The organism is Algoriphagus sp. TR-M9 (assembly GCF_027594545.1).
Taxonomy (GTDB): Bacteria; Bacteroidota; Bacteroidia; order Cytophagales; family Cyclobacteriaceae; genus Algoriphagus; species Algoriphagus halophytocola.
Window position 1 is genome coordinate 2,271,571 of the sequence record NZ_CP115160.1, and the last position, 21,517, is coordinate 2,293,087.

General features: G+C 43.9%; 19 protein-coding genes. 12 read left to right on the top strand and 7 right to left on the bottom strand.

The genetic code is table 11. From position 1 onward, the window contains the following. Positions 1-37: 37 nt before the first annotated feature. Together PBT90_RS09860 and PBT90_RS09865 are read right to left on the bottom strand one after the other, a co-directional pair. The gene (locus PBT90_RS09860) at positions 38-676 is read right to left on the bottom strand and encodes an NUDIX hydrolase (RefSeq protein ID WP_264810274.1); all 639 of its coding nucleotides are present in this window, start codon (positions 674-676) and stop codon (positions 38-40) included. After that, the gene (locus PBT90_RS09865; protein ID WP_270133025.1) at positions 676-1,359 is read right to left on the bottom strand and encodes a hypothetical protein; all 684 of its coding nucleotides are present in this window, start codon (positions 1,357-1,359) and stop codon (positions 676-678) included. Before PBT90_RS09865 ends, PBT90_RS09860 begins: the two co-directional genes overlap by 1 nt. Positions 1,360-1,674: 315 nt before the next feature. On the opposite strand from PBT90_RS09865, the gene aceK reads away from it, so the two are divergent. Further along, a complete protein-coding gene (gene aceK, locus PBT90_RS09870; RefSeq protein ID WP_264810277.1) occupies positions 1,675-3,402 on the top strand; it encodes a bifunctional isocitrate dehydrogenase kinase/phosphatase in 1,728 nt (575 codons plus the stop codon). Here aceK and PBT90_RS09875 read toward each other — a convergent pair. From PBT90_RS09875 to PBT90_RS09885, 3 genes are all read right to left on the bottom strand, one after another. Further along, positions 3,399-4,166, bottom strand: coding sequence for a TIGR02757 family protein (locus PBT90_RS09875; RefSeq protein WP_264810278.1), 768 nt, complete (start codon positions 4,164-4,166; stop codon positions 3,399-3,401). The two genes, aceK and PBT90_RS09875, sit on opposite strands and share 4 nt — an antisense overlap. Continuing rightward, positions 4,166-4,720, bottom strand: a complete 555-nt coding sequence (locus PBT90_RS09880; RefSeq protein WP_264810279.1) for a hypothetical protein — start codon at positions 4,718-4,720, stop codon at positions 4,166-4,168. The genes PBT90_RS09875 and PBT90_RS09880 overlap by 1 nt, the downstream gene beginning before the upstream one ends. Before the next feature lie 328 nt (positions 4,721-5,048). After that, on the bottom strand, positions 5,049-6,200 hold the full coding sequence (locus tag PBT90_RS09885) for a LysM peptidoglycan-binding domain-containing protein (protein WP_264810280.1): 1,152 nt from the start codon (positions 6,198-6,200) through the stop codon (positions 5,049-5,051). A gap of 314 nt (positions 6,201-6,514) precedes the next feature. Between PBT90_RS09885 and PBT90_RS09890 the strand changes: the two genes are divergently transcribed. From PBT90_RS09890 to PBT90_RS09940, 11 genes are all read left to right on the top strand, one after another. Beyond that, positions 6,515-7,867, top strand: a complete 1,353-nt coding sequence (locus tag PBT90_RS09890) for an NfeD family protein (RefSeq protein WP_264810282.1) — start codon at positions 6,515-6,517, stop codon at positions 7,865-7,867. 22 nt (positions 7,868-7,889) lie between these two features. Continuing rightward, positions 7,890-8,264 carry a globin domain-containing protein gene (locus PBT90_RS09895; RefSeq protein ID WP_264810283.1) on the top strand — a complete coding sequence of 125 codons (375 nt, stop codon included), beginning with the start codon at positions 7,890-7,892 and terminating at the stop codon, positions 8,262-8,264. A gap of 4 nt (positions 8,265-8,268) precedes the next feature. After that, entirely contained in the window at positions 8,269-8,988 is a 720-nt protein-coding gene (locus tag PBT90_RS09900) for a lysophospholipid acyltransferase family protein (RefSeq protein WP_264810285.1), read from the top strand. 180 nt (positions 8,989-9,168) lie between these two features. Then, complete coding sequence (gene gatC, locus PBT90_RS09905; RefSeq protein WP_264810287.1) at positions 9,169-9,456, top strand: Asp-tRNA(Asn)/Glu-tRNA(Gln) amidotransferase subunit GatC; 288 nt, start codon at positions 9,169-9,171, stop codon at positions 9,454-9,456. Continuing rightward, complete coding sequence (locus PBT90_RS09910) at positions 9,456-12,245, top strand: tetratricopeptide repeat protein (RefSeq protein ID WP_264810289.1); 2,790 nt, start codon at positions 9,456-9,458, stop codon at positions 12,243-12,245. Before gatC ends, PBT90_RS09910 begins: the two co-directional genes overlap by 1 nt. Positions 12,246-12,322: 77 nt before the next feature. Next, positions 12,323-13,039 carry an ABC transporter ATP-binding protein gene (locus tag PBT90_RS09915; protein ID WP_270133032.1) on the top strand — a complete coding sequence of 239 codons (717 nt, stop codon included), beginning with the start codon at positions 12,323-12,325 and terminating at the stop codon, positions 13,037-13,039. Between the two features lie 60 nt (positions 13,040-13,099). After that, the gene (locus PBT90_RS09920; protein WP_264810290.1) at positions 13,100-13,648 is read left to right on the top strand and encodes a cob(I)yrinic acid a,c-diamide adenosyltransferase; all 549 of its coding nucleotides are present in this window, start codon (positions 13,100-13,102) and stop codon (positions 13,646-13,648) included. 41 nt (positions 13,649-13,689) lie between these two features. Further along, positions 13,690-14,757 (top strand): branched-chain amino acid aminotransferase, encoded by a 1,068-nt coding sequence (locus PBT90_RS09925; protein ID WP_264810291.1) that lies wholly within the window; start codon positions 13,690-13,692, stop codon positions 14,755-14,757. Positions 14,758-15,376: 619 nt separating this feature from the next. Next, entirely contained in the window at positions 15,377-15,883 is a 507-nt protein-coding gene (locus PBT90_RS09930; protein WP_264810294.1) for a hypothetical protein, read from the top strand. A gap of 68 nt (positions 15,884-15,951) precedes the next feature. Continuing rightward, a protein-coding gene (prfB, locus tag PBT90_RS09935; protein ID WP_264810296.1) for a peptide chain release factor 2 occupies positions 15,952-17,053 on the top strand; the annotation gives its coding sequence in 2 pieces (ribosomal slippage) (positions 15,952-16,011 and positions 16,013-17,053; 1,101 coding nt in all). A 391-nt stretch (positions 17,054-17,444) separates the two neighbouring features. Further along, the gene (locus PBT90_RS09940) at positions 17,445-18,611 is read left to right on the top strand and encodes an MFS transporter (protein WP_264810297.1); all 1,167 of its coding nucleotides are present in this window, start codon (positions 17,445-17,447) and stop codon (positions 18,609-18,611) included. Positions 18,612-18,737: 126 nt separating this feature from the next. On the opposite strand, the gene PBT90_RS09945 is transcribed toward PBT90_RS09940, so the two are convergent. Then, on the bottom strand, positions 18,738-20,090 hold the full coding sequence (locus PBT90_RS09945) for an aminopeptidase P family protein (protein WP_264810298.1): 1,353 nt from the start codon (positions 20,088-20,090) through the stop codon (positions 18,738-18,740). 67 nt (positions 20,091-20,157) lie between these two features. Then, entirely contained in the window at positions 20,158-21,516 is a 1,359-nt protein-coding gene (locus tag PBT90_RS09950) for an MATE family efflux transporter (RefSeq protein WP_264810299.1), read from the bottom strand. Between the last annotated feature and the right edge of the window lies 1 nt (position 21,517).

Below are 21,517 nucleotides of genomic sequence, written 5' to 3' on the forward strand. Positions count from 1 at the left end.
GCAACATTACCAACAAAAGCGCAAAAAGCCCAAAATTCTACCCCTTTCCATTTTCGAAGATCCCCAGCAATTCACTTAAGATCATCGCTGTAGCGCCCCAAACGACTTCTTGATCCACTTCGAAATAAGGCGTGTCCAATTTAAAATTATTACTGAGCGTAAGAATTTTCTTTTTTCGGTAGCTTGGCTCGAACAGTGTTTTGACCGAAGCTTGAATGATTCGCTCCACTTCCCGCTCTTCCGGCACAAAATCCGGGATCTCCTCGCTAAAGCCTATTACCGGACTGACCAAAAAATTGCTAGCTGGAATGAAAAGATCACTCATCTGACCTATAATTTCCACACTATCAGGCTTAACCCCCACTTCTTCATTTGCTTCGCGCAGTGCTGTGGCTATGATATCCGCATCAAAATCTTCCATTTTTCCTCCTGGCAAGGCAATCTGCCCACTATGTACTCCAGGGTACTCCGGTCGCTTGATCAGGGGAAATAAGGCCTGATTTTGATCTGGATAAAAAAGTATCAAAACAGCCCCTTTTCTATGGTAAGCAGGTAAATTCTCTTCAAATCTCCTTTGATCCACCGGCATTGGAGACATCTTGACCTGAGCAGACTTTCCTGGGAGTGGGTAGCTCATTCCTTTGATAAGCAAGTCTTTTACCAGTCCAAACTCCATTAGCTCAAGTCTAGTCTATTGATTTTCTTATCTATATAGGAGGCATGCTCGTAGATTTCCGCTGATTTATTCAGTTGAAACTGCTTTAAGACATGATTTTCTACATCAATAATCCAGGCCATGGGTCTGTACCCATCCACACCTTCAAAATACCCCAAAACCAAAAACTCGTTATCATTGAGCCACATCCCCTCTTCAAACATCCCGGAAGGCCCCATAAATAATAAGCGCTCCCGCATACCATCGCCCCTGTACCAAACTACTTCCGAATCAGGATTCAGAAAAGGCGTATCTATATTTTCCTGCGCTTCTATTTTATAGCTATAAATATCAACTGTACCATTGCCAGATGGATGTGGAAACTGATAGGGAAAAAGTGGATCTCCCTTCAAAATCGGGTTTCGTTCTGGCATCTCCATGGGATCTAAAGAATCTGTCATGGCCAGCTCAAAAGTAGAAGCATCAAACTCTCCCACTTTCTCCTGCCAGTGTGCTCTCCATTCCCCTTTTTGAAATAAGCCCCTATCGATTTCTGCTCGGTTTCTATTTAGTTCAGCCTCATTGGTAGCGAAAGACTCTGAAGATTCTTCTTCCGTGGATTCATCACTTCCGCAGGAGGTGAACATACTTAGTACTAAGCCGAAAACGACAATTTTCGAAAGATCTTTTAGAGGGCTCCCCATAAACAAATGATTTGAGAAGGTTAAGCTAAGTCAGGACGGCTAAAAAACAAAAAAGGTTGGGACATTGACCCAACCTTTTCCAGCTCTCAAACCTATTAAACCTATTGTAGATATTCATAATCTGAATATGCTCGAAAAGTATAAAATGTTTTCATATCCTCCAAACAATCGATTGCGAAAGATTTTCAAAATTTTATTTCCCGAAAGATTTTGACTTATAACAGCTTAAAAATCAATGAAATCATATCTTAGTATTTAGGAAAAAAAATTTATCAAAGTCACCGCTTTTCATCCAGTAAATTCCCCTTGTTTCGAATGAATTTATCTCTTGCTAATCAGCTTGCCGACAAAATCCTTTCCGGCTACATCACCTACATGGAAATGTTCAACATTTACACCCGGTTAGCTCCCCGATATTTCAGTGAAAAAGCCTGGCATGCAATCCAGCTCAACCACAAGCAAAGACTCAGACTCTACAAGGATTTACTTTTCCCACTTGCTGCAGAATGCAAGGATATGCTTCAAGATAAAGTAGCCGATGTAGAGTTATGGAAAGCAGTGAAACATGAATTTAGCCACTTAGTCTGCGAAAGATCGGACATAGAACTGGCAGAAACTTTTTTCAATTCTGCTATCCGGAAGATTTTCCCGAAAATGACAGTCGATCAGGATCTGATGTTTGTCATGGAAGGCTATGAATCCTGTTCCATTTTAGAGTCCAGTGATCTGATCCGAACCTACCCTACTTCCCTTGGACTGGAGAAGGTGCTGCGCAAAATCCTAGATGATTATGACTTTGGTGCACCCTTTATGGATAAGGAGCAGGATATCAAATTCCTTACTGAGAGTGTACGCAAGGTGATTTTGACTAGATACAGGGTAGCACCAGATACCAAAACCCAGATCCTGAAATCTGTGTTTTACAGAAATAAAGCTGCTTATTTGATAGGAAGGACATTTTTGGGACATAAGTGGATGCCCTTTATCATTCCTGTCATGCATGGTCCCAAAGGAGTATTTGTGGACACCTTGATTTTTGATCCAAATTTGATGAGTAGCATGTTCAGCTTTACCCGATCCTACTTTATGGTGGAAGCGGAAGTACCTTCGCAGATCGTAGGTTTTTTGAACTCTGTGATTCCGCACAAAAAAATCCACGAGCTCTATAATGCCATAGGCTTTAATAAACATGGAAAAACACTCTTTTATAGGGATTTTCTTCACCACTTAAACACGAGTGAGGACAAATTTGAAGTTGCTCCCGGAATCAAAGGCATGGTGATGACTGTGTTTACCTTGCCTTCTTTGAATATAGTTTTTAAGCTGATCAAGGATCACTTCGAGCCGCCGAAAAACATGACCAGACAAGAAGTGAAGGATAAGTACAAATTGGTATCCCTGCACGACAGGGTGGGAAGAATGGCCGACACCCACGAATTTGAATACTTCAGCATCCCACTGGACCGGGTGAGTGAGGAACTCATGATAGAACTCCGCAAAACCACCAATTCTCTGCTAAAAATCGATGGGGATCAGCTGGTCATCAAGCACCTGTACACCGAGCGTAAAATGGAACCGCTAAACATGTTTCTGGAGCATTGTGATACAGAAGATGGTATCAGAGCAGTCAAAGGTTACGGCCGAGCCATTCTGCAGCTCGCTCAGGCCAATATCTTCCCGGGTGATATGATGACCAAAAACTTTGGGCTTACCCGACAGCGGAGGGTTATTTTTTATGATTACGATGAGATTGAGTTTTTGACCGATATGAACTTCCGGGCCAAGCCCAAAGCCGAAACCTATGAGCAGATCTACGCCTCTGAGCCTTGGTATGACATTGCCAAAAACGACGTGTTCCCGGAAGATTTCAGGCGCTGGATGATAGGCAGAAAGGACATTAAAGAGGAGTTCATTTCCTATCACGAAAAGCTCTTTGATCCGAAACACTGGCAGGAAATCCAGCAGAAAATCAGAAATGGTGAACTGCTACATGCCTTTCCCTATCCGGAAGAAATCCGATTCAGACCGGAAGAAAAAATTTAAAACTTCTCCTCTACCCCTAATCCAAATAGCGCAAAATCATATTTGACAGGGTCCTCAGGATCAAATTCACGTAGCCGTTCGGTCAACTCCATAGCCGTAAGCCAGTCGGTTTGCTTTCGCTGAATTAGGCCAAGTTTACGTGCCACACGGTCTACATGCAGGTCACATGGACAGACCAGCTGGGCAGGTGAGATTCGTTTCCAAAGCCCAAAATCCACTCCCTGAGCGTCCTGGCGCACCATCCACCTCAGGTACATATTGATCCTTTTGCAAGCGGACTTTCTAGCTGGAGAAGCAATATGCTTTTGGGTGCGCACTGGAGCCTCCGGAAGGGAAAAGAAATACTCCTTGAACTCGATCAACATATTCTCCATAGCGTTCTGAGTCCCGTTTTGTCCCAAAATAAATGCATCCTCCAAGGAAGTATGTCTTCGATAGAACCAGCTCAGAAAGTGAATGAAATAAAGGGCATCTATGTCATTGAACGTTCTATGTTTGAAATTGAGAAAAACTTTCAGATCACTTTCCTGATGATGAAGCAAAAAATCATGGGGAGCATCGTCCATCATTCTGAACAGCTCAAGGCACTTATTAATGATAGTTTTTCTTTGGCCCCAGGCCAAAATGGAAGCAAAAAAACCGGTGATTTCTATATCCTCTCTTTTCGAAAATCTATGGGGAATGGAAATCGGATCCAGAGGAATAAATCCGGGCTGATTGTATTGCCCTACTTTCTCATCCAAAAAACCCTTCAGATCCTGCATCAAAGCGCTACTTTTACCTCTCCGCCTTGAGTTCCGTCAAACCACTTGAAAAAGAGCTCATTCTCTACTTTTTCAGAAACGTGCCAATCAAAGCACTTGATATTGGTGAGAGATCTCAGTGAGTCCTCATCGGGATTGTACAAGCAGATATCGAAATCCGGAAGATCCTTAGACTCGGTACTGTTCCACTTTTCCAGCAAAAATCCTTCTTCGAGAACCCTTACTTTCTTACCGAAAACGAAATCACTCAAAACGGTAGGCACCCCGTCTTTTCTCCGAAACTGGAATGCAGAGGGACCAAAAACAATCTGCTTGATCATTTTGGCTTCCAGGAGTTCATTGGAATAAGGGAGCTCCTCCCACTCTGATTCCTTGAGTACTACTTTCTTTCCCTCTGGCTTTAGTCTGGCCAGAAAACTAGACAGCAATGAAAAAACATAGGTAAACCCTATGAACAACAAACCAAAACTCGCCAGTATGGGATAGGAAATGATGAAAATCAAATTCCAGATAAATTTGAAAGTCTGGTGGAAGAAATATTGAACCTTGTTCATAGCCGCTGAGGTGGAGCACAAAATTAGTGGCTAGTCTATAGGAAAGCAAAGTTCCACCCTAAAACCTAGCCCACAAAAAAACCATCCGCCCTAAGGAAGATGGTTTTTCAAATTAGTATTTTCTGATTATTCGCTTTTCTGCCAGTAAGTAGGCTAAAGCAATATATCACATGTTAAATTTTAGAATTGAGGCCACTTCGGTCTTCCGACCGGATAAGCGAAGGATCTAAGGTGACTGGAATCATTGGGGATAACCATAATGTATTTTATGTATATCCGTTATTCTCTCCGTAAAATAACATAGGACATTACGGACCATCATTTTATTTTAATACATCACTTCCACAGGGAATCTGCTATTGACCGCTTTCAATTGGTCAAAAGCAGCTTGGGAAAGCTTAATGACCAATTTGCCATTGTCGCCTGTTTCTGGAAGCGTGCCTACCACACGGGCAAAAATAGTGATGTCATTTTCTTCATTTTTCACCCTCATGATTGTACCTACCGGAGCTGTGCGGTGCAGAACCAAGTACTTTTTATGTCCTCCAGTGCCTTCGATCAACTCTGCCTGTCCGGTTTCTTTGATGTTTTTGAATCCTCCAGAGGCATTTTCATCAGCTGGCTCCACCATCATTTCGTCCACGGAATTAACTACTTTGGGCTGCCCAATCACAGGAACGGTAGAAACTTGTACATCACCTCTTCCCACTTTTAATACTTGTCCTTCCTGAAGATTATTGGAGGTCAGAGCATTCCAAGTAATCAAATCTTCCACGCGTGCCTCATACCTGCTGGCGATAGAAAAAAGCGTTTCGCCTACCTGTACTTCATGCGAAACCCAATCACCCTGTACCATAGGTTCGCTGGTCTGAACTGGTTCGCTAGCAGCTTTTTTCTCTACAGGCGCAGGCTTTTCTTCCGGCTTAGCTTTCTTTGGAGCAGGTTCGGCTTTTTTCTCAGGAGCAGGTGTTGATTTCACCACCTCCGTCGAGGTTGCTACCGCCACAACTGGTTCTGGAGCTTCAGCCGGTGTTTCTGCCACAGCTTTTTCAATGATCAGTGATTGGCCTACACTCAAGTCGTTTCCTTTCAGCTCATTGGACTTCATCACTTCATCCACGGTCACACCATATTTTTTAGAAATACTGAAAAGGGTCTCACCTGGGACCACCTTATGCAATACTGCACCCGCTGGAAGTTCTGACTTTGGGATAAAAGGAACTCTGATGGTCTGACCGATTTTCAAACCGCTCTTTAATACCGGGTTTGCATCGACTATATCTCCTACAGGAGCCTGATATCTTCTAGAAATCCCAAACAGTGTTTCCTTTGGCTCTACTTCGTGAATGATGAATGATTGGTCACCTACGCGCTCCACTCCTACAGAGTCTGCAGATACTAGGCTAGACGCCATTGCTAGAGAAGAAGAAAGGAGAAATGAGAGGATAAATGACCAGATGATCTTTGCTCTATTATTCATAGAAATTGCTGAAATTGGGAATAAACGTGTTTGAAATGCAAGATTAATTTTCATAGCCGTGAGTCGCAAGAATTATGCTAGAAAAGAATAGATTCGAAATCTCATCAATTATTCCGATTTAATGAAAAGAATCAGTTTTTACGCGTATTTCGTATCTTTTACTATTCTTTGGGCTTAAATTTCCAAAGCATGAAGCTGAGCTAAAAAAGTTAGGAATGAAATTCAAATGTTGCTTTATCCATGGGGTACCATAAATCCGCAAGATATTACCGAAATGTGCTCAGTATGGCAAATGAATCATCAACAAACCACAAATGAAAAACACCCTCAGCTTAATCTTTATTTTCCTATTTTCTCTACAGTTCGGCATTGCTCAGGAGAATTCAACCGGAAGGAAAACCATATTCACATTCAAAATCGATGAGAATATAGATCCGGCCATGAACCGAAGAGTTCAATTGGCACTAGAAGCTGCAGATGAGAAAAAAGCCGATTTGATTTTCATAGAAATGAATACCTATGGAGGCGCTGTGAATGATGCAGACGAAATCCGAACGATGATTTTGGAGTGTCCCATCCCCATTTATGTTTTTATTGACAAAAATGCAGCCTCTGCAGGTGCATTGATATCTATCGCCACAGATAGTATCTACATGGCTCCAGGGTCTAGCATAGGAGCAGCCACTGTGGTCAATGGAGCCGATGGAGCTGCAGCTCCGGACAAATATCAATCCTACATGCGGTCCATGATGAGAAGTACCGCAGAGGCACAAGGCAGAGACCCTAAAATCGCAGAAGCCATGGTCGATGAAAAGATTGCGATCGAAGGCATTACCGAAGAAGGCTCGGTGGTCACTTTCTCTGCTTCTGAGGCAGAAAAATTTGGCTTCAGTGAAGGACAATTTGATAACATAAACGACATCCTAATCGCTCAGAATCTAGAAAATGCAGCGTTGATTGAATACGAGATCTCTACTACAGAGCAGATTATTGCCTTTTTTCTGAATCCGGCAGTGAGTGGTTTTTTGATTCTTATTATTATCGGAGGGCTGTATTTTGAGCTTCAGACTCCCGGGGTAGGTTTTCCTATTTTAGCCTCATTGATAGCTGTAGTACTTTATTTTATCCCCTACTATCTCAATGGTATCGCTGAAAACTGGGAGATTCTGATCTTTTTTATCGGAATTATTTTACTGGCTATTGAGCTTTTTGTCATACCAGGTTTTGGGGTTTTTGGTGTGCTGGGAATCATCTGCATTATGGCAGGTCTGGTTCTGGGCATGGTTCCCAATCAGAATTTTAACTTTGACTTCGTGCCGGCTGCCGATCTGTTTGCCGCATTGCTGACGGTGATTATTGCTGCCATTGTTTCGGTGGGCTTGGTCTTCTGGCTGACGCCCAAAGTCAATGAATGGGGAGCTTTCAAACATGTTACTTTAGCAAGTACCCAGCAAAGAAGCGAAGGATTCACCTCGAGCTTTTATGCCGAAAATCTAAATGGTAAAACGGGCAAAGTTCACTCTAGACTCCGACCAAGCGGAAAAATAGAAATCGAAGGGGATGTGTACGATGCTTACAGCCGGGGGGAGTTTCTAGATGAAGGGGAGCCGGTAATCGTAATTTCCACAGAAGGAACTTCTCTTAAAGTGAAAAAGTGGGAGGCTTAGGAGTTTTTGATAAGTTTGCGGCATGAATGAGTCCCAGTCCATCTATGAATTGATCGGAGAAGATCAAATCCGGCAGCTTACTTCGCATTTCTACAAGGAAGTAGCAGAAAACAAAGCGTTAAGTGCACTTTATCCCGAAGACCTGGCTTCGGCTGAAAACCGTCTATTTTTGTTCCTTCTTCAGGTTTTTGGAGGACCTAGCACCTATTCCGAGCAGCGTGGGCATCCGAGACTCCGCATGCGCCATCTGAAATGGCAGATCGATGGGAAAATGCGGGATCACTGGATGAATGCGATGCTTAAAGCTTTGGACAACTTGAAACTGGACACGAATATCAAAGAAGCCATGCTGAGCTATTTCGTCAAAGCAGCCAACCACATGGTCAATCAGCCCTAAACAGATGGATAGAATATACACCATTTATGCAGGGGTACTCTTCATACTTACTTTTCTGCTCATATTTCCGTTTTTCTTGATTTGCATCTGGGTACCAGGCTGGAATAAATATGGAAGAAAAATCAATAGATACTGGGCAAGAGCTTATTTTACCTTGATTTACATGCCTGTGAAAATCGAGAATCACTCCCAATACCAAAAAGGCAAACCATACATATATCTCGCCAATCACTTTAGCTATCTGGATATTGCGATGATGGGTTTTATCCCCGGAGATGTACTTTTTGTAGGTAAAGCATCCATTCGCAAAGCCCCCTTATTTGGGTACTATTTCAGAAACCTGCATATAGCCGTAGACCGCGGCAGACTGAGGAGCAGAGCTGAAACCATGAAAAGAGCCGGTGAAGCCTTGGATGCAGGGAGTAGCATAATTATTTTCCCAGAAGGCGGAATCTATACCCAAAACCCACCTGAGATGTTTCCCTTTAAAAATGGTGCCTTTCGCCTAGCTAAAGAGAAACAAATCCCAATCATACCTGTCACTTTATCTTATAATCATCTAATTTTGCCAGACGACGGTAAATTGCTGCTCCATCGCAGACCGGCCAAAATGGTCTTGCACGAGCAGCTGATTCCTTCGGAAAGTGATTCTGATCTAGACTTGAAAAGTAAGTGTTTTGAAGTCATCCAAAATCAGTTAACCATAGACAATACCTTAACATGAAATCGAGCATGTCGGAAGCGACACACAGAGGGATGATTATCTCCCAAGCGAAATTCCATATGGCCTTTATAAGACAAATTATAATCATATGAAATCAAGCATGACCCGAAGCGACACACAGAGGGATGATTATAATTCATGCGAAGATTCCATGTGACCTTAAAAAAAAATTATAAACACATGAAAATAGATCAAAATTCCATCAAAAAAATTGCTCACCTAGCCCGACTGGAATTTGACGAAAGCAGTGCGGAAAAAATGTCCAAAGACATGAGCCAAATTCTGGATTGGGTGGAGCAGCTCAATGAGCTAGATACCAAAGATGTAGAACCGCTCACGACCATGTCTTCAGAAACAAACGTGATGAGAGAAGATAAAATGACCTCTCACCTGGATCACGAAGCTGGGTTGAAAAATGCCCCCAAACGTGATGAAGACTATTTCCGCGTACCCAAGGTATTAGAATAATGCCCCAATCACAGCATCCTAAAAGCTCCGTTTTTCTGAAAGTACTCGCCCTTCTATTGCTTATCCCGGGAGGGCTTTTTGCACTTTACTACTTAATTTTTGATCCACAACCTTATCTCAATTTAGCTCCGGCAAGCTTTCTAGATACGGTAGCCATTCCGTTTGATTGGGTACAGATCGGCCCCATATCCTTTCCCATCAAAGTGGATAATTTTCTGGTCTTTCAAGAATTCAAATCACTCGCCCCAAGTCTGCAAGGCAAGCAATCCCTAGTATTTGCAGGAATAGTGTGGCTGATCAGCGTAGCAGCTTTGACCGTACTCAGCGAGTTCAAAAGACTGTATTTTATTATTGGTGGAGTGATTTGGATAGTCCTTCTTACCCTCAGTGATTTCAACGCGCTAAATATTTATGGTCAAAACACCACCTTTCCGCTGATGATCTTAATGGCAGGCACCTTGATTCCTGTTATTACATTAAACATCTGGGGAACGTATATCCCACTTTTTTTCAAAGGATTACTCCTATTCTCCAGCACTATACTTTCACTCGCTCTGGTACTTTGGCTAAGTCCCATCAAACATCCGGAAATCTACCTCTCCGAGCACTCTTTACTGCTTGGATTTGGGATGGCTATTGCCTGGGTTTTCTGGAACGGGCATAGCGTGATTTCTGGTATTTACATCCTCCTGGCCAGAGCCAACCGCAATATCAAGCTAAATATAGCTGTTCAAATAGCGCTGATCACCTTGGTCTATATTGCCACGCTGATCTTTATTTTACAAGAACTACAAGGAGAGTTAAACCTTCCATTTCCTACTTTCTCCCCTCTATTTCTACTCATCCCTATGGGTGTTTTGGGTTGGATTTCTATCCAAGAAAAAACCAAGCAGAGTGAGCAGTTGATCAGTAGCCCCATGGTGATCAAAACACTTCATATCCTTGGTTTTGGGATGGCTCTCTGGATGGTTTGGAAATTCAAAATCTCCGGAAACCAGCCTGCTGAAGAGCTTTTTAAACATTTATTGACTTATAGTCAGATCGGCTTTTCCCTATTCTTCACCGTTTACCTATTTGCCAATTTCACCTCCATTATGAATTCTGGACAGGCGGTTGAAAAAGTCCTTTACAAACCCTATTCCTTGGTTTACTATCACGTCAGAATCGGAGGATTAATCGGAATGCTGGTGTTGACTACCTATGCGGAAGGCATCATAGGAGTACAGGCTAACGCTATGTCCAGCAACATATTGGCTGATTATTTCTATGAAACTGACCAAAAACTTGAGGCTGGGATCATGTATGAAAATGCATGGATGCGCTATAGAAAAAACCCCAAAGCAAAGAATGCTGTAGCTCATTTGCTATTGGAACAAAATCAACCTTCCCAGGCAAAACTTCATCTGGAGGAAAGCTTTTCGGATGCTCCGCAGGTAGAAAATATCATGCTGCTGAGTGACCGATTGCATCAGGAAAACAATGTAATAGACGCGGCATATTACCTGGAAAGAGGCCTCGCTATTTTTCCAAACAGCCCTCATTTGGCAAATAACCTGAGTTTATTACTTACCAAGCTCAATAAAACAGAACAGGCATTGGCAGTGCTGGAAAGTCTGGAAACAAAAAACCCAGTGCTCCACGCCAATACTTTAGCCCTCAAAACAAAACTTGGTCAGCCATCCATCAGTGCCACTTCAAGCGATGATTTCATCTCCCAGATCAATGAATTGGCCACTTCAAATGCACTGGCGAATAATCCGGCCCAAGAACTTTTACTGGCTTTGAAAGAGAAAGCAGAATCTTCGGACTCACCTATGTTGATTCAGGCGGCTTTGAGAAATGTGTTTTCGCAGAAAAACAGAGAAAACCCTACAGCAGACCTGGCCCTACTGGATAGCCTAGGACAAAAGGAAGAGATGAATCTGTACTTGATGGACATGCAAGAAACAGCTGTGATCAGAAGTCTGGGAGCTGGTCGTGTAACTGAAGCAGTCAAAAACCTCAACGGATTAGCATTCAGAAACCCAAATGATGCAGGTTATTATTTGCAGCTCTCAGGAAGCATTCTTGCGCAAAACCTGGATTTTCAGAAGTCTGCCAATGAATTTATTGCTGCTGAGGAAAAGGGATTTCAGGCATTTGACACGCAGCATTGGAGTATATTTGGACTGGCTGGCATGCCGGACAAGGCCGTAGAAATCCGGGAAAAATATCAGGTACTACTGCCTACCTACCTCACAGAGGAAGGCCCTATTGTGCCGGAATATTTAAACAGCATCAGCACTTTTCACCAGAGTTTACCTGAGAAACTGTACCAACAATGGCAGACAAGTGCCGATTCTGATCTGAAAACGGACATGGCTATTCGGATTATTTCTCATAAAGCTCACGGACTTTCCCAAGGTCAACTGAGAGATTTGGCAGCTTATATCCAAGCAAAAATCGGAGAACAGCAGAACCTACAATCCTTTGTTTCCAATCCTGACTTAGGAAATACAGAATCTATAAAAGCCTTCATCTCCTGGCTGAACACCGGGGAAGAAGCAGCCGCAAACCCATACCTTACACCCTTGATTTTCAGTAAATTAAAATCTTTAAACGACCCTCTCGAACAATATGAACTGCTCAATGCTGCCTCTGAGTTTAACCGGGATCCTATTCTCTGGAAGCATAAAATAGAAGCAGCGCTCGCAGTAGGACTGGACAATTACGCCCAGGCAGCCATAGAGGAATTGGCACTTTGGGTAGCTGAAAACGACCTGAAAGAACTCTTACAGTCAACAAATTGAGGGGAGTTAACGTTTTTTGTACCCATACCTTCTGATTTTTATCCATTGAAACCTTATCTTAAGCAAAATTTTCTACCATGACCAAGATTATAGAAACCCACGAACTTAATAAAACCTACAAAATGGGATCTGAGATTATTCAGGCCCTCAAGTCCGTCTCCATTTCAGTAAACAAAGGAGAATATGTGGCGTTCATGGGACCTTCTGGCTCTGGAAAATCCACCTTGATGAATATCATCGGTTGCTTGGACACCCCTACTTCCGGCACTTATGTCTTGAATAACAAGGACGTTTCTGATATGACTGAAAATGAATTGGCAGAAATCAGAAACAAAGAGATTGGGTTTGTATTTCAGACGTTCAACCTATTGCCTAGAGCAAGTTGTTTGGAAAATGTAGCTCTTCCTTTGGTATACGCGGGCTTGAGCAAGGCCGAACGCGAGGAAATAGCCTTTCAGGCCTTAAGTAATGTAGGCTTAGGCGACCGTACGCAGCACCGCCCCAATGAACTTTCAGGTGGACAGCGACAGCGTGTCGCCATTGCCAGAGCGCTAGTGAACAATCCCAGTATTATTTTAGCGGATGAGCCTACCGGTAACTTGGATACCAAAACCTCCTATGACATCATGGAGCTTTTCCATGACCTTCACTCCAAAGGCAACACCATCATCATGGTGACGCACGAGGATGACATCGCCCACTACGCACACAGAATAGTAAGATTAAGGGATGGACTAGTAGAAACTGACACGGTCAATCCTAATCCTACACGAGGAGCAGCAATGCAAGTCTAAACAGGCATATAAATTCAAATAGATTCTTATTTTTGTCCTTAGAGAAGCAAGGGCAAATCAATGAAAATCTATACAAAAACCGGTGATGAAGGTCAAACTTCCCTTTTGGGAGGTACTAGGGTTCCTAAATTTGATGTAAGAATCGATGCTTATGGCACCGTGGATGAGCTTAATTCCCACATTGGCATGCTCAAAGACCAGGAAGTAAACTGGATGCGTGCTGAGGTCTTGAAGGAAATCCAAGATAGACTCTTCACCATAGGGGCTGATCTGGCGACGGATCCCGCCAAACAAAACGTGAAAAAACCGGATTTACTGGAGTCAGATATCGAAATGCTGGAAAAGCAAATCGATGAAATGGAAAAACCGCTTCCCCCATTAAAGTCGTTTATACTTCCTGGAGGACACCCTTCAGTATCATTTGGCCATCTGGCCCGTACCGTTTGCAGAAGGTGTGAAAGAATCGTAAGTGAGCTGGCAGCGATGGAAGAAGTCTCAGAATTAGTCATCAAGTACTTAAATAGACTTTCAGATTACCTTTTTGTCTTGTGCCGCAAAATGGCCCAAGAGCTCAACGTAAATGAAATAACCTGGAATCCCAGAAAATAATAATTAGCTATCTTGGCACAGCCAGATTAAAGGCAAAACAAATGAAGACACAACTTGCCCTACCGATAACTAAAGTTCAGAACTCTAGACTATCCCAAACAGACTTTTCCAACTTAGCTTTTGGACGCACCATCAGTGACCACATGTTTGTGGCAGATTATAAAAATGGTGAATGGACAGACTTGCGCATTGAGCCCTATGGCCCATTGAGTTTAAATCCTGCCAATGCCACGCTACATTACGGACAGTCTATCTTTGAAGGCTTAAAAGCCTATAGAGATGAAAATGGTAAAATCCTGGTCTTTAGGGCCGATGCCAACTGGAGAAGGTTGAATGAGTCAGCCGAGCGAATGTGTATGCCTGAGCTGCCACAAGAAATCTTCATGGAAGGCCTTACCCAGCTTATAGATTTAGATAGAGGTTGGGTACCTACTGCCAAAGGAGCTTCATTATATGTGCGACCTTATATGTTTGCCACAGATGATTACATAGGAGTGAAACCTTCAGACACCTACAAATTCATCATCTTGACCTGCCCGGTAGGCAACTACTACAGCAAGCCTGTAAGCGTAAAAGTAGAAACTAACTTCACCAGAGCAACTGAAGGAGGTACAGGAGCTGCTAAAACTGCTGGCAATTATGCCGCATCCCTCTACCCTGCTCTCCAAGCTCAAAAAGCCGGATATGACCAGCTGCTCTGGACCGATGGCAAAAGCCATAGCAAGATAGAAGAAAGTGGCACCATGAACATCATGTTCAAAATCAACGGTACACTGATCACTGCCCCTACCAATACAGGGACCATACTGAAAGGAATCACCAGAGATTCCGTGATCCAGTTGGCGGCAGATTGGAACCAACCCTTAGAAGAGCGGTTTTTGACTGTATCTGAACTGGAGACAGCACTAATCGAAGGCACCTTAGAGGAAGCCTTTGGCACAGGTACTGCAGCCACCATAGCACATGTACAGCGCATCAACGTAAATGGAAAGGACTACCTCTTGCCGGAAAAACCTCAGGATGCATTTTCTCACAGGGTATTGGCCGAGCTAGACGGAATCAAATATGGGCAGGTAGCCGATCCGCATAATTGGATCATAGCTATCTGATATAAGTTTAACCAATTAAAAAAGGCTGTCTATTAAAAATAGGCAGCCTTTTTTACATTCAGCGCAGCTGGTAGAGAAGCGTACATCATCTGCTATAAACCCGTCTTTTGCATTAGGTTTCGTTATGAGGGCAGCAATTGCAATAAAATCAGGCTGTTTGGAGACTAAGGCATCCCATACTTAAGGGATGGTGCCCCTGCCTGACCGGTAGGCAGGGGCACAAACGGCAACGTAGCATCTGATTTTGAAGTAATTACTAGCCCTAAAAGAATCGCAAATGCATAAGGTAGGTTAAAAGCCATAAGCCTTCTAGAATCTGGTAAGTAAGGAATAGCTGCTTGGGTCTGCTGAGCAGATGAGACAAGGTGTGAAGCTAACCTGCAAATCTGAGCATAGCCCTTATTGAGACACCGTATTGAAGTAAAATAAAAGAACTATGCAGAATTTATCCTGTAAAATTGAACGAATTATTAAATTTTAAGAAAATACAGCATGATTCTTTACTCATTTTACATTTATTTAGAGTAATGAATCTGAGCACCATAAACCACCCAAATGAAGGGACAACTATCAAGCAAGCGAGATTTCATGTGGTTTATCTTTCTCCAAATTTAAGCGCATGAAATATCTAGTAGTTTTTTTCCTTTTATTCGCCGCTTCTTTCTCCGGATTCGCCCAGTCTACCGATTTTGTATTATTGAAAAGAGGAGCCAACCAAAAATCTCAGATCCGCTATTATCCAGGAGAGGAAATCACTTACAAAAGCACAAAAATCGATTACTTCATCACAGATGTCATCGTGAGCATAGATCAGAATTTCATCTACCTGCGTGAAAACATCCTTTCACCTGATGCCATTACTGAAATCGATATTCGCAAAAAGGATAAACGAAACGGAACCTTGGGTGCCATGAATGCGCTTGTACTCGGCGCCGGAGTGATTTTTCTAGGTGCAGAATCCATCAACAGCATCTACCACGACAAGGAGTTTTCCATAGATAAAGGAGTGGGACTCACCTCGGCCATTCTGATCGGTACCGGTCTGGCCATGTTGCCCTTACGCTACAAAATCTTCAAAAACCAGGGCAGAAACAAGATCCAGCTGATCCAAATGCGCATGGATTAATCGAACTTAACTGGCAAAAGCGGATATTTTTTCTGACTTTTGCAACCTAAATTTTACACCCTAGACAGATGACTTCAGAACAACTGAAAGACTTGAAAGCCCGCACTTCGGCTTTGAGGAGGTATCTTTGACTACGATCGTAAGAAAGTAGAAATAGAAGACCTAGAGGCCGTATCGGCACAGCCGGAATTCTGGAACGACCCAGATGAGGCAGAAAAAACCATGAAACAGATTCAGGCCAGAAAAGCCTGGACAGGAGCCTTCGAAAATTTGAATAAAATCATCGAAGACCTAGACGTGCTCTATGAATTTTATAGCGCTGAGGAGGTCTCTGAAGAGGAAATCAAATCTGAATACGCCAAGGCAGAAGATGCTGTTCAAGAACTGGAACTGAAAAAAATGCTTTCCTCTCAGGAAGATCAGCTCAATGCTGTCCTGGAGATCAACCCCGGAGCTGGAGGCACTGAGTCAAACGATTGGGCTTCCATCCTGATGCGTATGTACATCATGTGGGGCGAAAAGAATGGCTATAAAGTGAAAGAAGTAGATGTGCAGCCAGGCGAGGTGGCAGGAATCAAATCCTGTACACTGGAATTCGAAGGGCCGCTTGCCTATGGATTTCTAAAATCCGAAACAGGCGTACACCGCTTGGTAAGGATCTCCCCTTTTGACTCTGGCGGAAGACGACATACTTCCTTTGCCTCCGTCTATGCCTACCCTGAAGTGGATGACTCCATAGAGATAGAAATCAACCCTGCCGATGTTGAGCTGCATACCTCCCGCTCTGGCGGTGCAGGTGGACAGAATGTAAACAAGGTAGAAACCAAGGTGCAGTTGACCCATAAGCCCACCGGAATCGTGGTAGTCTGCCAGATCGAGCGTTCGCAGCTAGCCAACCGGGAAAAAGCCATGCAAATGCTAAAATCCAGGCTGTATCAGCTAGAACTGGAGAAAAGAAATGCAGAAATCGCCAAAATAGAATCCTCCAAAATGCGTGTGGATTTTGGGAGCCAGATCCGGAACTATGTCCTTCACCCCTATAAACTGGTGAAAGACAACCGAACCGGACATGAAACTTCCGATACCCAGCATGTGCTGGATGGAGGTTTGAATGAGTTTATGAAGGCATTCTTGCTGGCGCAAAGCGAAGAACAGGCGAGTAAAGAGTAGGTGGTTTGCTACCTCAGACTTATTTCAATTAACATAGCAAGGCCGGGGTAACTCCCGGCTTTTCTTGTTTATTATAGCTTGGTCGCCTTCGGATCTGCCTTTTGAGAACAGGGTCGTGGGGTTGATCAGCTCCTTTATCTGCCATGGGTTGCACCCATGGTTATTGAGAGGTTTGATCCCTTCGGGATCGTTTGATCGGCATGGTTTTTCGCCTGCGACCCACGACCACGAAGTGGTCCAACTTTTCAATACCTGTGCGCTGTGGCGTAACCGCGGGTGCAACCCGTGGATCTGGGAATAATGATGGGACATGGCACCATCAAAAGGTTGGAGGTTCTTTACTATGGGTACTTTAAGCTAGCTACTAATTTTTCTTATTTTCGTGCCATACATGCGAAAACCACATTCCTTTTTCAGCCTTGATTTTTCTTTGCTCTGCCTGAGTTCATTTCTCTTTTTCGCTTCTTTCAATATGATTATCCCGGAGCTGCCGGCGTATCTGGATAACATGGGCGGCGCGGAATATAAAGGCTTGATTATTTCTCTTTTCACACTTTCGGCAGGATTGTCTAGGCCTTTCAGCGGGAAACTGGCAGACAAAATCGGGAGAATCCCTGTGATGATGATCGGAGCTTCTGTGTGCTTTGTGGTAGGTTTGCTTTATCCTTTGCTCAGCTTCGTAGGTGGGTTTCTTTTCCTCAGGTTTGTGCATGGTTTCTCTACGGGCTTCACCCCTACTGGTGCTTCGGCGTATGTGGCAGACCTGGTTCCCTATCAGAAACGTGGAGAAGCTATGGGACTGTTTTCTCTTTTTGGGTCGCTAGGAATGGCCGCAGGACCGGCTGTAGGTGGATATTTGGCGACCATATTTACTATAGATACCGTTTTCTATGTCTCTGCATTCACTGCTATATTTTCGATTTTGATCTTATGGAGATTGAAGGAAACCCTTCCCCGCAAGGAAGCAATTTCCTGGAAAATGCTTCAGTTGAACAGAGATGAGATTATCGAGAAAAGGGTGCTTGTTCCTTCCGAGATACTTTTCTTATGCTGTTTTTCTTTTGGAGTGGTCCTGACCATCATCCCTGATTTTTCAACCTATCTGGGAATAGCTAATAAAGGCTTGTTTTTCGGGATTTTCACTCTTTCCTCCCTGGGAATCAGATTACTGGCAGGAAAAACCTCTGATCGCTTTGGACGGGTCCCCGTTATGCGTGCAGCATGTTTTACACTGGTCTGCGCCATGCTGTTACTTGGATTGTCAGACAGCAAAGTCCTAATGATGTGCTCCGGGGTTCTTTTTGGATGTGCCGTGGGTATGTACTCTCCCACTACGGCAGCTTGGGTGGTGGACCTTTCCATTAACGAATTTAGAGGCAGAGCATTGGCTACCATGTACATATTCTTGGAGGCAGGCATAGGAATAGGAGCGCTGGCCTCAGGCTTTCTTTTTGCAAACAATCCTGAAAACTTCCAGCTCGTGTTTTTTACCAGTGCCGGATTTGCTGGACTGGCATTTGTGGCTTTGTTTTTTGTAAGAAGATCCCCGGTGAATTGATGGTGTTATTTCCCGCAGATTTACTCAGATCTAAATCGTAGGTTGACGCAGTTTTTTTGATAATCCAATACAATCTCAGCGATTATCTGCCACTTTTTCTGCGAATATCTGCGGGAAGAAAATCTCTCAGTAGCCCAAGTACGAGCTAACTCTCGGTATTGGTATGATCTCTTGCTGTCTCCCATTGTAATAGGTCACTTTTTGACCGTCAAACAGGGCTCCTTCTTCCAGCATTATTCTCACATCCTTGTTCCACTCCGGCACAAAAACCACTGCATTCAATTCTATCGCATAGCCAGTATAGGCATGCAAAGAAAAATCTCCTGCCCCTGGGGTATCGCCTTGATTATCCCACATGCCAATGGTGGGACCCGCAGAATGCCCATAAAACCCCAAAGGATGGGTATAAATACTTCCTCGTATGCCTTCTTCATCCATTGCTTTGCGTGAGGCTCTAAGGATTTCATTCCCTGTTCTTCCTGTCACAAAATTGGAAGTCAGAATATCCTGAACCCGGTTCCCCTGCTTAAAGGCTTTTTGCAAGTAGTCCGGCACCTGGGTTTCTCCCGCTTTCAGCACATAGGCCATTTCCTGCGTATCAGTATTTAACCTTAGGTAAGAAATCCCAAAGTCCACATGGAGCAAGTCTCCTGGCATAATCACAGAATCAGGTGCCTTGCTCGCAAAGTCTCTGTTTTGCTCCTTATTTTCCGGATCTGCTCGCTGAATATCCACCGATGGATGAAACCAAGTATCCAGTTTCAGTTCTTTGATCCTCTCCCGGTACCACCAGACCACATCATCGGTAGTGGTCACTCCGGGAGTAATCACTGCTTCGGAAAGCCCCTCTGCCACGATGGCATGGGCGATTTCTTGAATGTGCTTGTAAGTAGCCATTTCAGGCTGAGTTCTAGTCTCTAACCAGCGAACAGCCAAGGTCTGCGCGGAAACCACCTTTGATTGGAGGTTTTCTGGCAAGTATTTTAGAAAAACCTGATGCTCATGGGTGGTCAAACCGTCCGCATGACCATAGTCTTTGGAATAGTTCAAGCCGATCTTCTTTGGATTTTTCGAGGAAATCAAGTCCATTAGAGCTTGCCATTGATCAGGTTGGCTCTCCGGATCCCAAGCTCTTTTGAAAGATTTGCCTACGTCGTAGCGAGCCACTGCATAAGTTTCCACAGGAGCATTTGCCGCAGGCTGGTACATCACCAAAATAGTACGTCTTCTTGCTGCATGCCAGGTGGCAGGAAGCATGGTTCGGATTACCGGATCTTCGTTGTACTCCCGGGAAATCACCACCCACATATCCACCTCTGTCTCCGTCATCAGCTCCGGCAGTAGGTTCTCAATCCGGTATTCCAGCCAGTTATCTATCACCTCTGCTTGCTCCCGCTGGGTGAGAACTGCACTATCTTGTGCATATACAAGGGAGGAAATCAATAAAACTGAGCAAAGGTGGAGTAACTTTTTGATCATAAGACGGTGGATTAGTCCTGAAGATAAAACAAAAAAGCTAGAATTGCGGAAAGGGTAAAAAAGTGCATCAAGATACCGGAACTGCAGGATCATTTGCTTGGATCATGCGATTACTCAATTTATGAAACCTGTAAAACAACACCACTGCTGTCACACTCAGACCGATCAGCAGCCCGTACCAGATTCCCCGTTCAGCAAAACCTAGTTTGAATGCCAAAATATAGCCCAATGGAAGGCCTATCACCCAGTAAGCTACCAAGGTAATCAAAGTAGGAAACCGCACGTCTTCCATTCCTCTAAGCACCCCCAACCCTGCGACCTGTATCCCATCCGAAAGCTGGAACATCCCCGCTATAATCAGCAAGGAAGCAGATAAGGCAATGACTTCAGCATTGTCTATATAGAGCGTGGGAAGGTAAAATCTCATTAAAATGAAAATCAATCCTGTGATGGCCATAAACACCAAAACCATCCCAAAAACCACCATCCCAGCCTCTCTCATACTTTTGAAATTAGCCCGGCCAATTTGGTTACTGACACGGATCATGCCTGCGGTACTAAGCCCAGACACCATCATGTAGCTTACAGATGCCAGATTGATCGCGATCTGATGAGCAGCCAGAGCATTGACACCTATCCACCCCATCATGATGGCAGCCGTACTGAATGCACTAACCTCAAAGATGTACTGAAACCCTGTGGGAACGCCTATTTTCAAAATTCTATTGAGCAGCAAAAAGCGTAGTTTCCCTATACCCAGTTGAAGGTTAAACACGCGATACCGTTTAGAGCGCATCACGTATATACCCATGGCAAAGGGCATCATGACTCTGGAGATCAAAGTGGCCAAGCCTGCACCATTCAAACCCATTTCCGGTGCGCCCAGGTTACCGTATATCAACACCCAGTTGAGAAAAACATTGACCAGATTGCAGAGAATCGTGACATACATGGCCTGCTTGGTCTGGGATATACCCTCCGCCAACTGCTTAAATGACTGGAAAATCATAAATGGCAGAAGAGACGCTGTGATGATGAACAAGTAAGGCACGGTCAGCTTCACCACCTCCTCAGGCTGATCCAAAAAATGTAATCCTTGAGCCAAGCCCACCACTACTACTGTCAGCAAAATGGCTGTGGTAATGTTGATCCAAAGCCCATGCTGAAACAGGTGACCGATTCGCTTGAACTTCCCCTTTCCTTCCGCCACAGATACCAATGGAGTAATCCCCATAGAAATCCCCATTCCAAACATCATGATGACAAAAAATATGCTATTTCCCAGAGAAGCCGCCGCCAAAGGAACTGCCCCCAAGCGCCCCACCATCATACTATCCGCAACACCTACCAATACCTGCCCCAGTTGGCTGAGTACCACCGGAAAAGCCAGCGTAAAAGTGGTTTTAAAATGATCCTTGATTGTCATG

Coding starts and splice junctions, on each gene's coding strand:
- PBT90_RS09865 (WP_270133025.1), bottom strand. CDS start 1,359: ATGGGGAGCCCTCTAAAAGATCTTTCGAAAATTGTCGTTTTCGGCTTA.
- PBT90_RS09880 (WP_264810279.1), bottom strand. CDS start 4,720: ATGAACAAGGTTCAATATTTCTTCCACCAGACTTTCAAATTTATCTGG.
- PBT90_RS09875 (WP_264810278.1), bottom strand. CDS start 4,166: ATGCAGGATCTGAAGGGTTTTTTGGATGAGAAAGTAGGGCAATACAAT.
- PBT90_RS09920 (WP_264810290.1), top strand. CDS start 13,100: ATGAAAATCTATACAAAAACCGGTGATGAAGGTCAAACTTCCCTTTTG.
- PBT90_RS09895 (WP_264810283.1), top strand. CDS start 7,890: ATGAATGAGTCCCAGTCCATCTATGAATTGATCGGAGAAGATCAAATC.
- PBT90_RS09910 (WP_264810289.1), top strand. CDS start 9,456: ATGCCCCAATCACAGCATCCTAAAAGCTCCGTTTTTCTGAAAGTACTC.
- PBT90_RS09860 (WP_264810274.1), bottom strand. CDS start 676: ATGGAGTTTGGACTGGTAAAAGACTTGCTTATCAAAGGAATGAGCTAC.
- PBT90_RS09940 (WP_264810297.1), top strand. CDS start 17,445: ATGCGAAAACCACATTCCTTTTTCAGCCTTGATTTTTCTTTGCTCTGC.
- aceK (WP_264810277.1), top strand. CDS start 1,675: ATGAATTTATCTCTTGCTAATCAGCTTGCCGACAAAATCCTTTCCGGC.
- PBT90_RS09950 (WP_264810299.1), bottom strand. CDS start 21,516: ATGACAATCAAGGATCATTTTAAAACCACTTTTACGCTGGCTTTTCCG.
- PBT90_RS09900 (WP_264810285.1), top strand. CDS start 8,269: ATGGATAGAATATACACCATTTATGCAGGGGTACTCTTCATACTTACT.
- PBT90_RS09945 (WP_264810298.1), bottom strand. CDS start 20,090: ATGATCAAAAAGTTACTCCACCTTTGCTCAGTTTTATTGATTTCCTCC.
- gatC (WP_264810287.1), top strand. CDS start 9,169: ATGAAAATAGATCAAAATTCCATCAAAAAAATTGCTCACCTAGCCCGA.
- PBT90_RS09885 (WP_264810280.1), bottom strand. CDS start 6,200: ATGAATAATAGAGCAAAGATCATCTGGTCATTTATCCTCTCATTTCTC.
- PBT90_RS09925 (WP_264810291.1), top strand. CDS start 13,690: ATGAAGACACAACTTGCCCTACCGATAACTAAAGTTCAGAACTCTAGA.
- PBT90_RS09890 (WP_264810282.1), top strand. CDS start 6,515: ATGAAAAACACCCTCAGCTTAATCTTTATTTTCCTATTTTCTCTACAG.
- PBT90_RS09915 (WP_270133032.1), top strand. CDS start 12,323: ATGACCAAGATTATAGAAACCCACGAACTTAATAAAACCTACAAAATG.
- PBT90_RS09930 (WP_264810294.1), top strand. CDS start 15,377: ATGAAATATCTAGTAGTTTTTTTCCTTTTATTCGCCGCTTCTTTCTCC.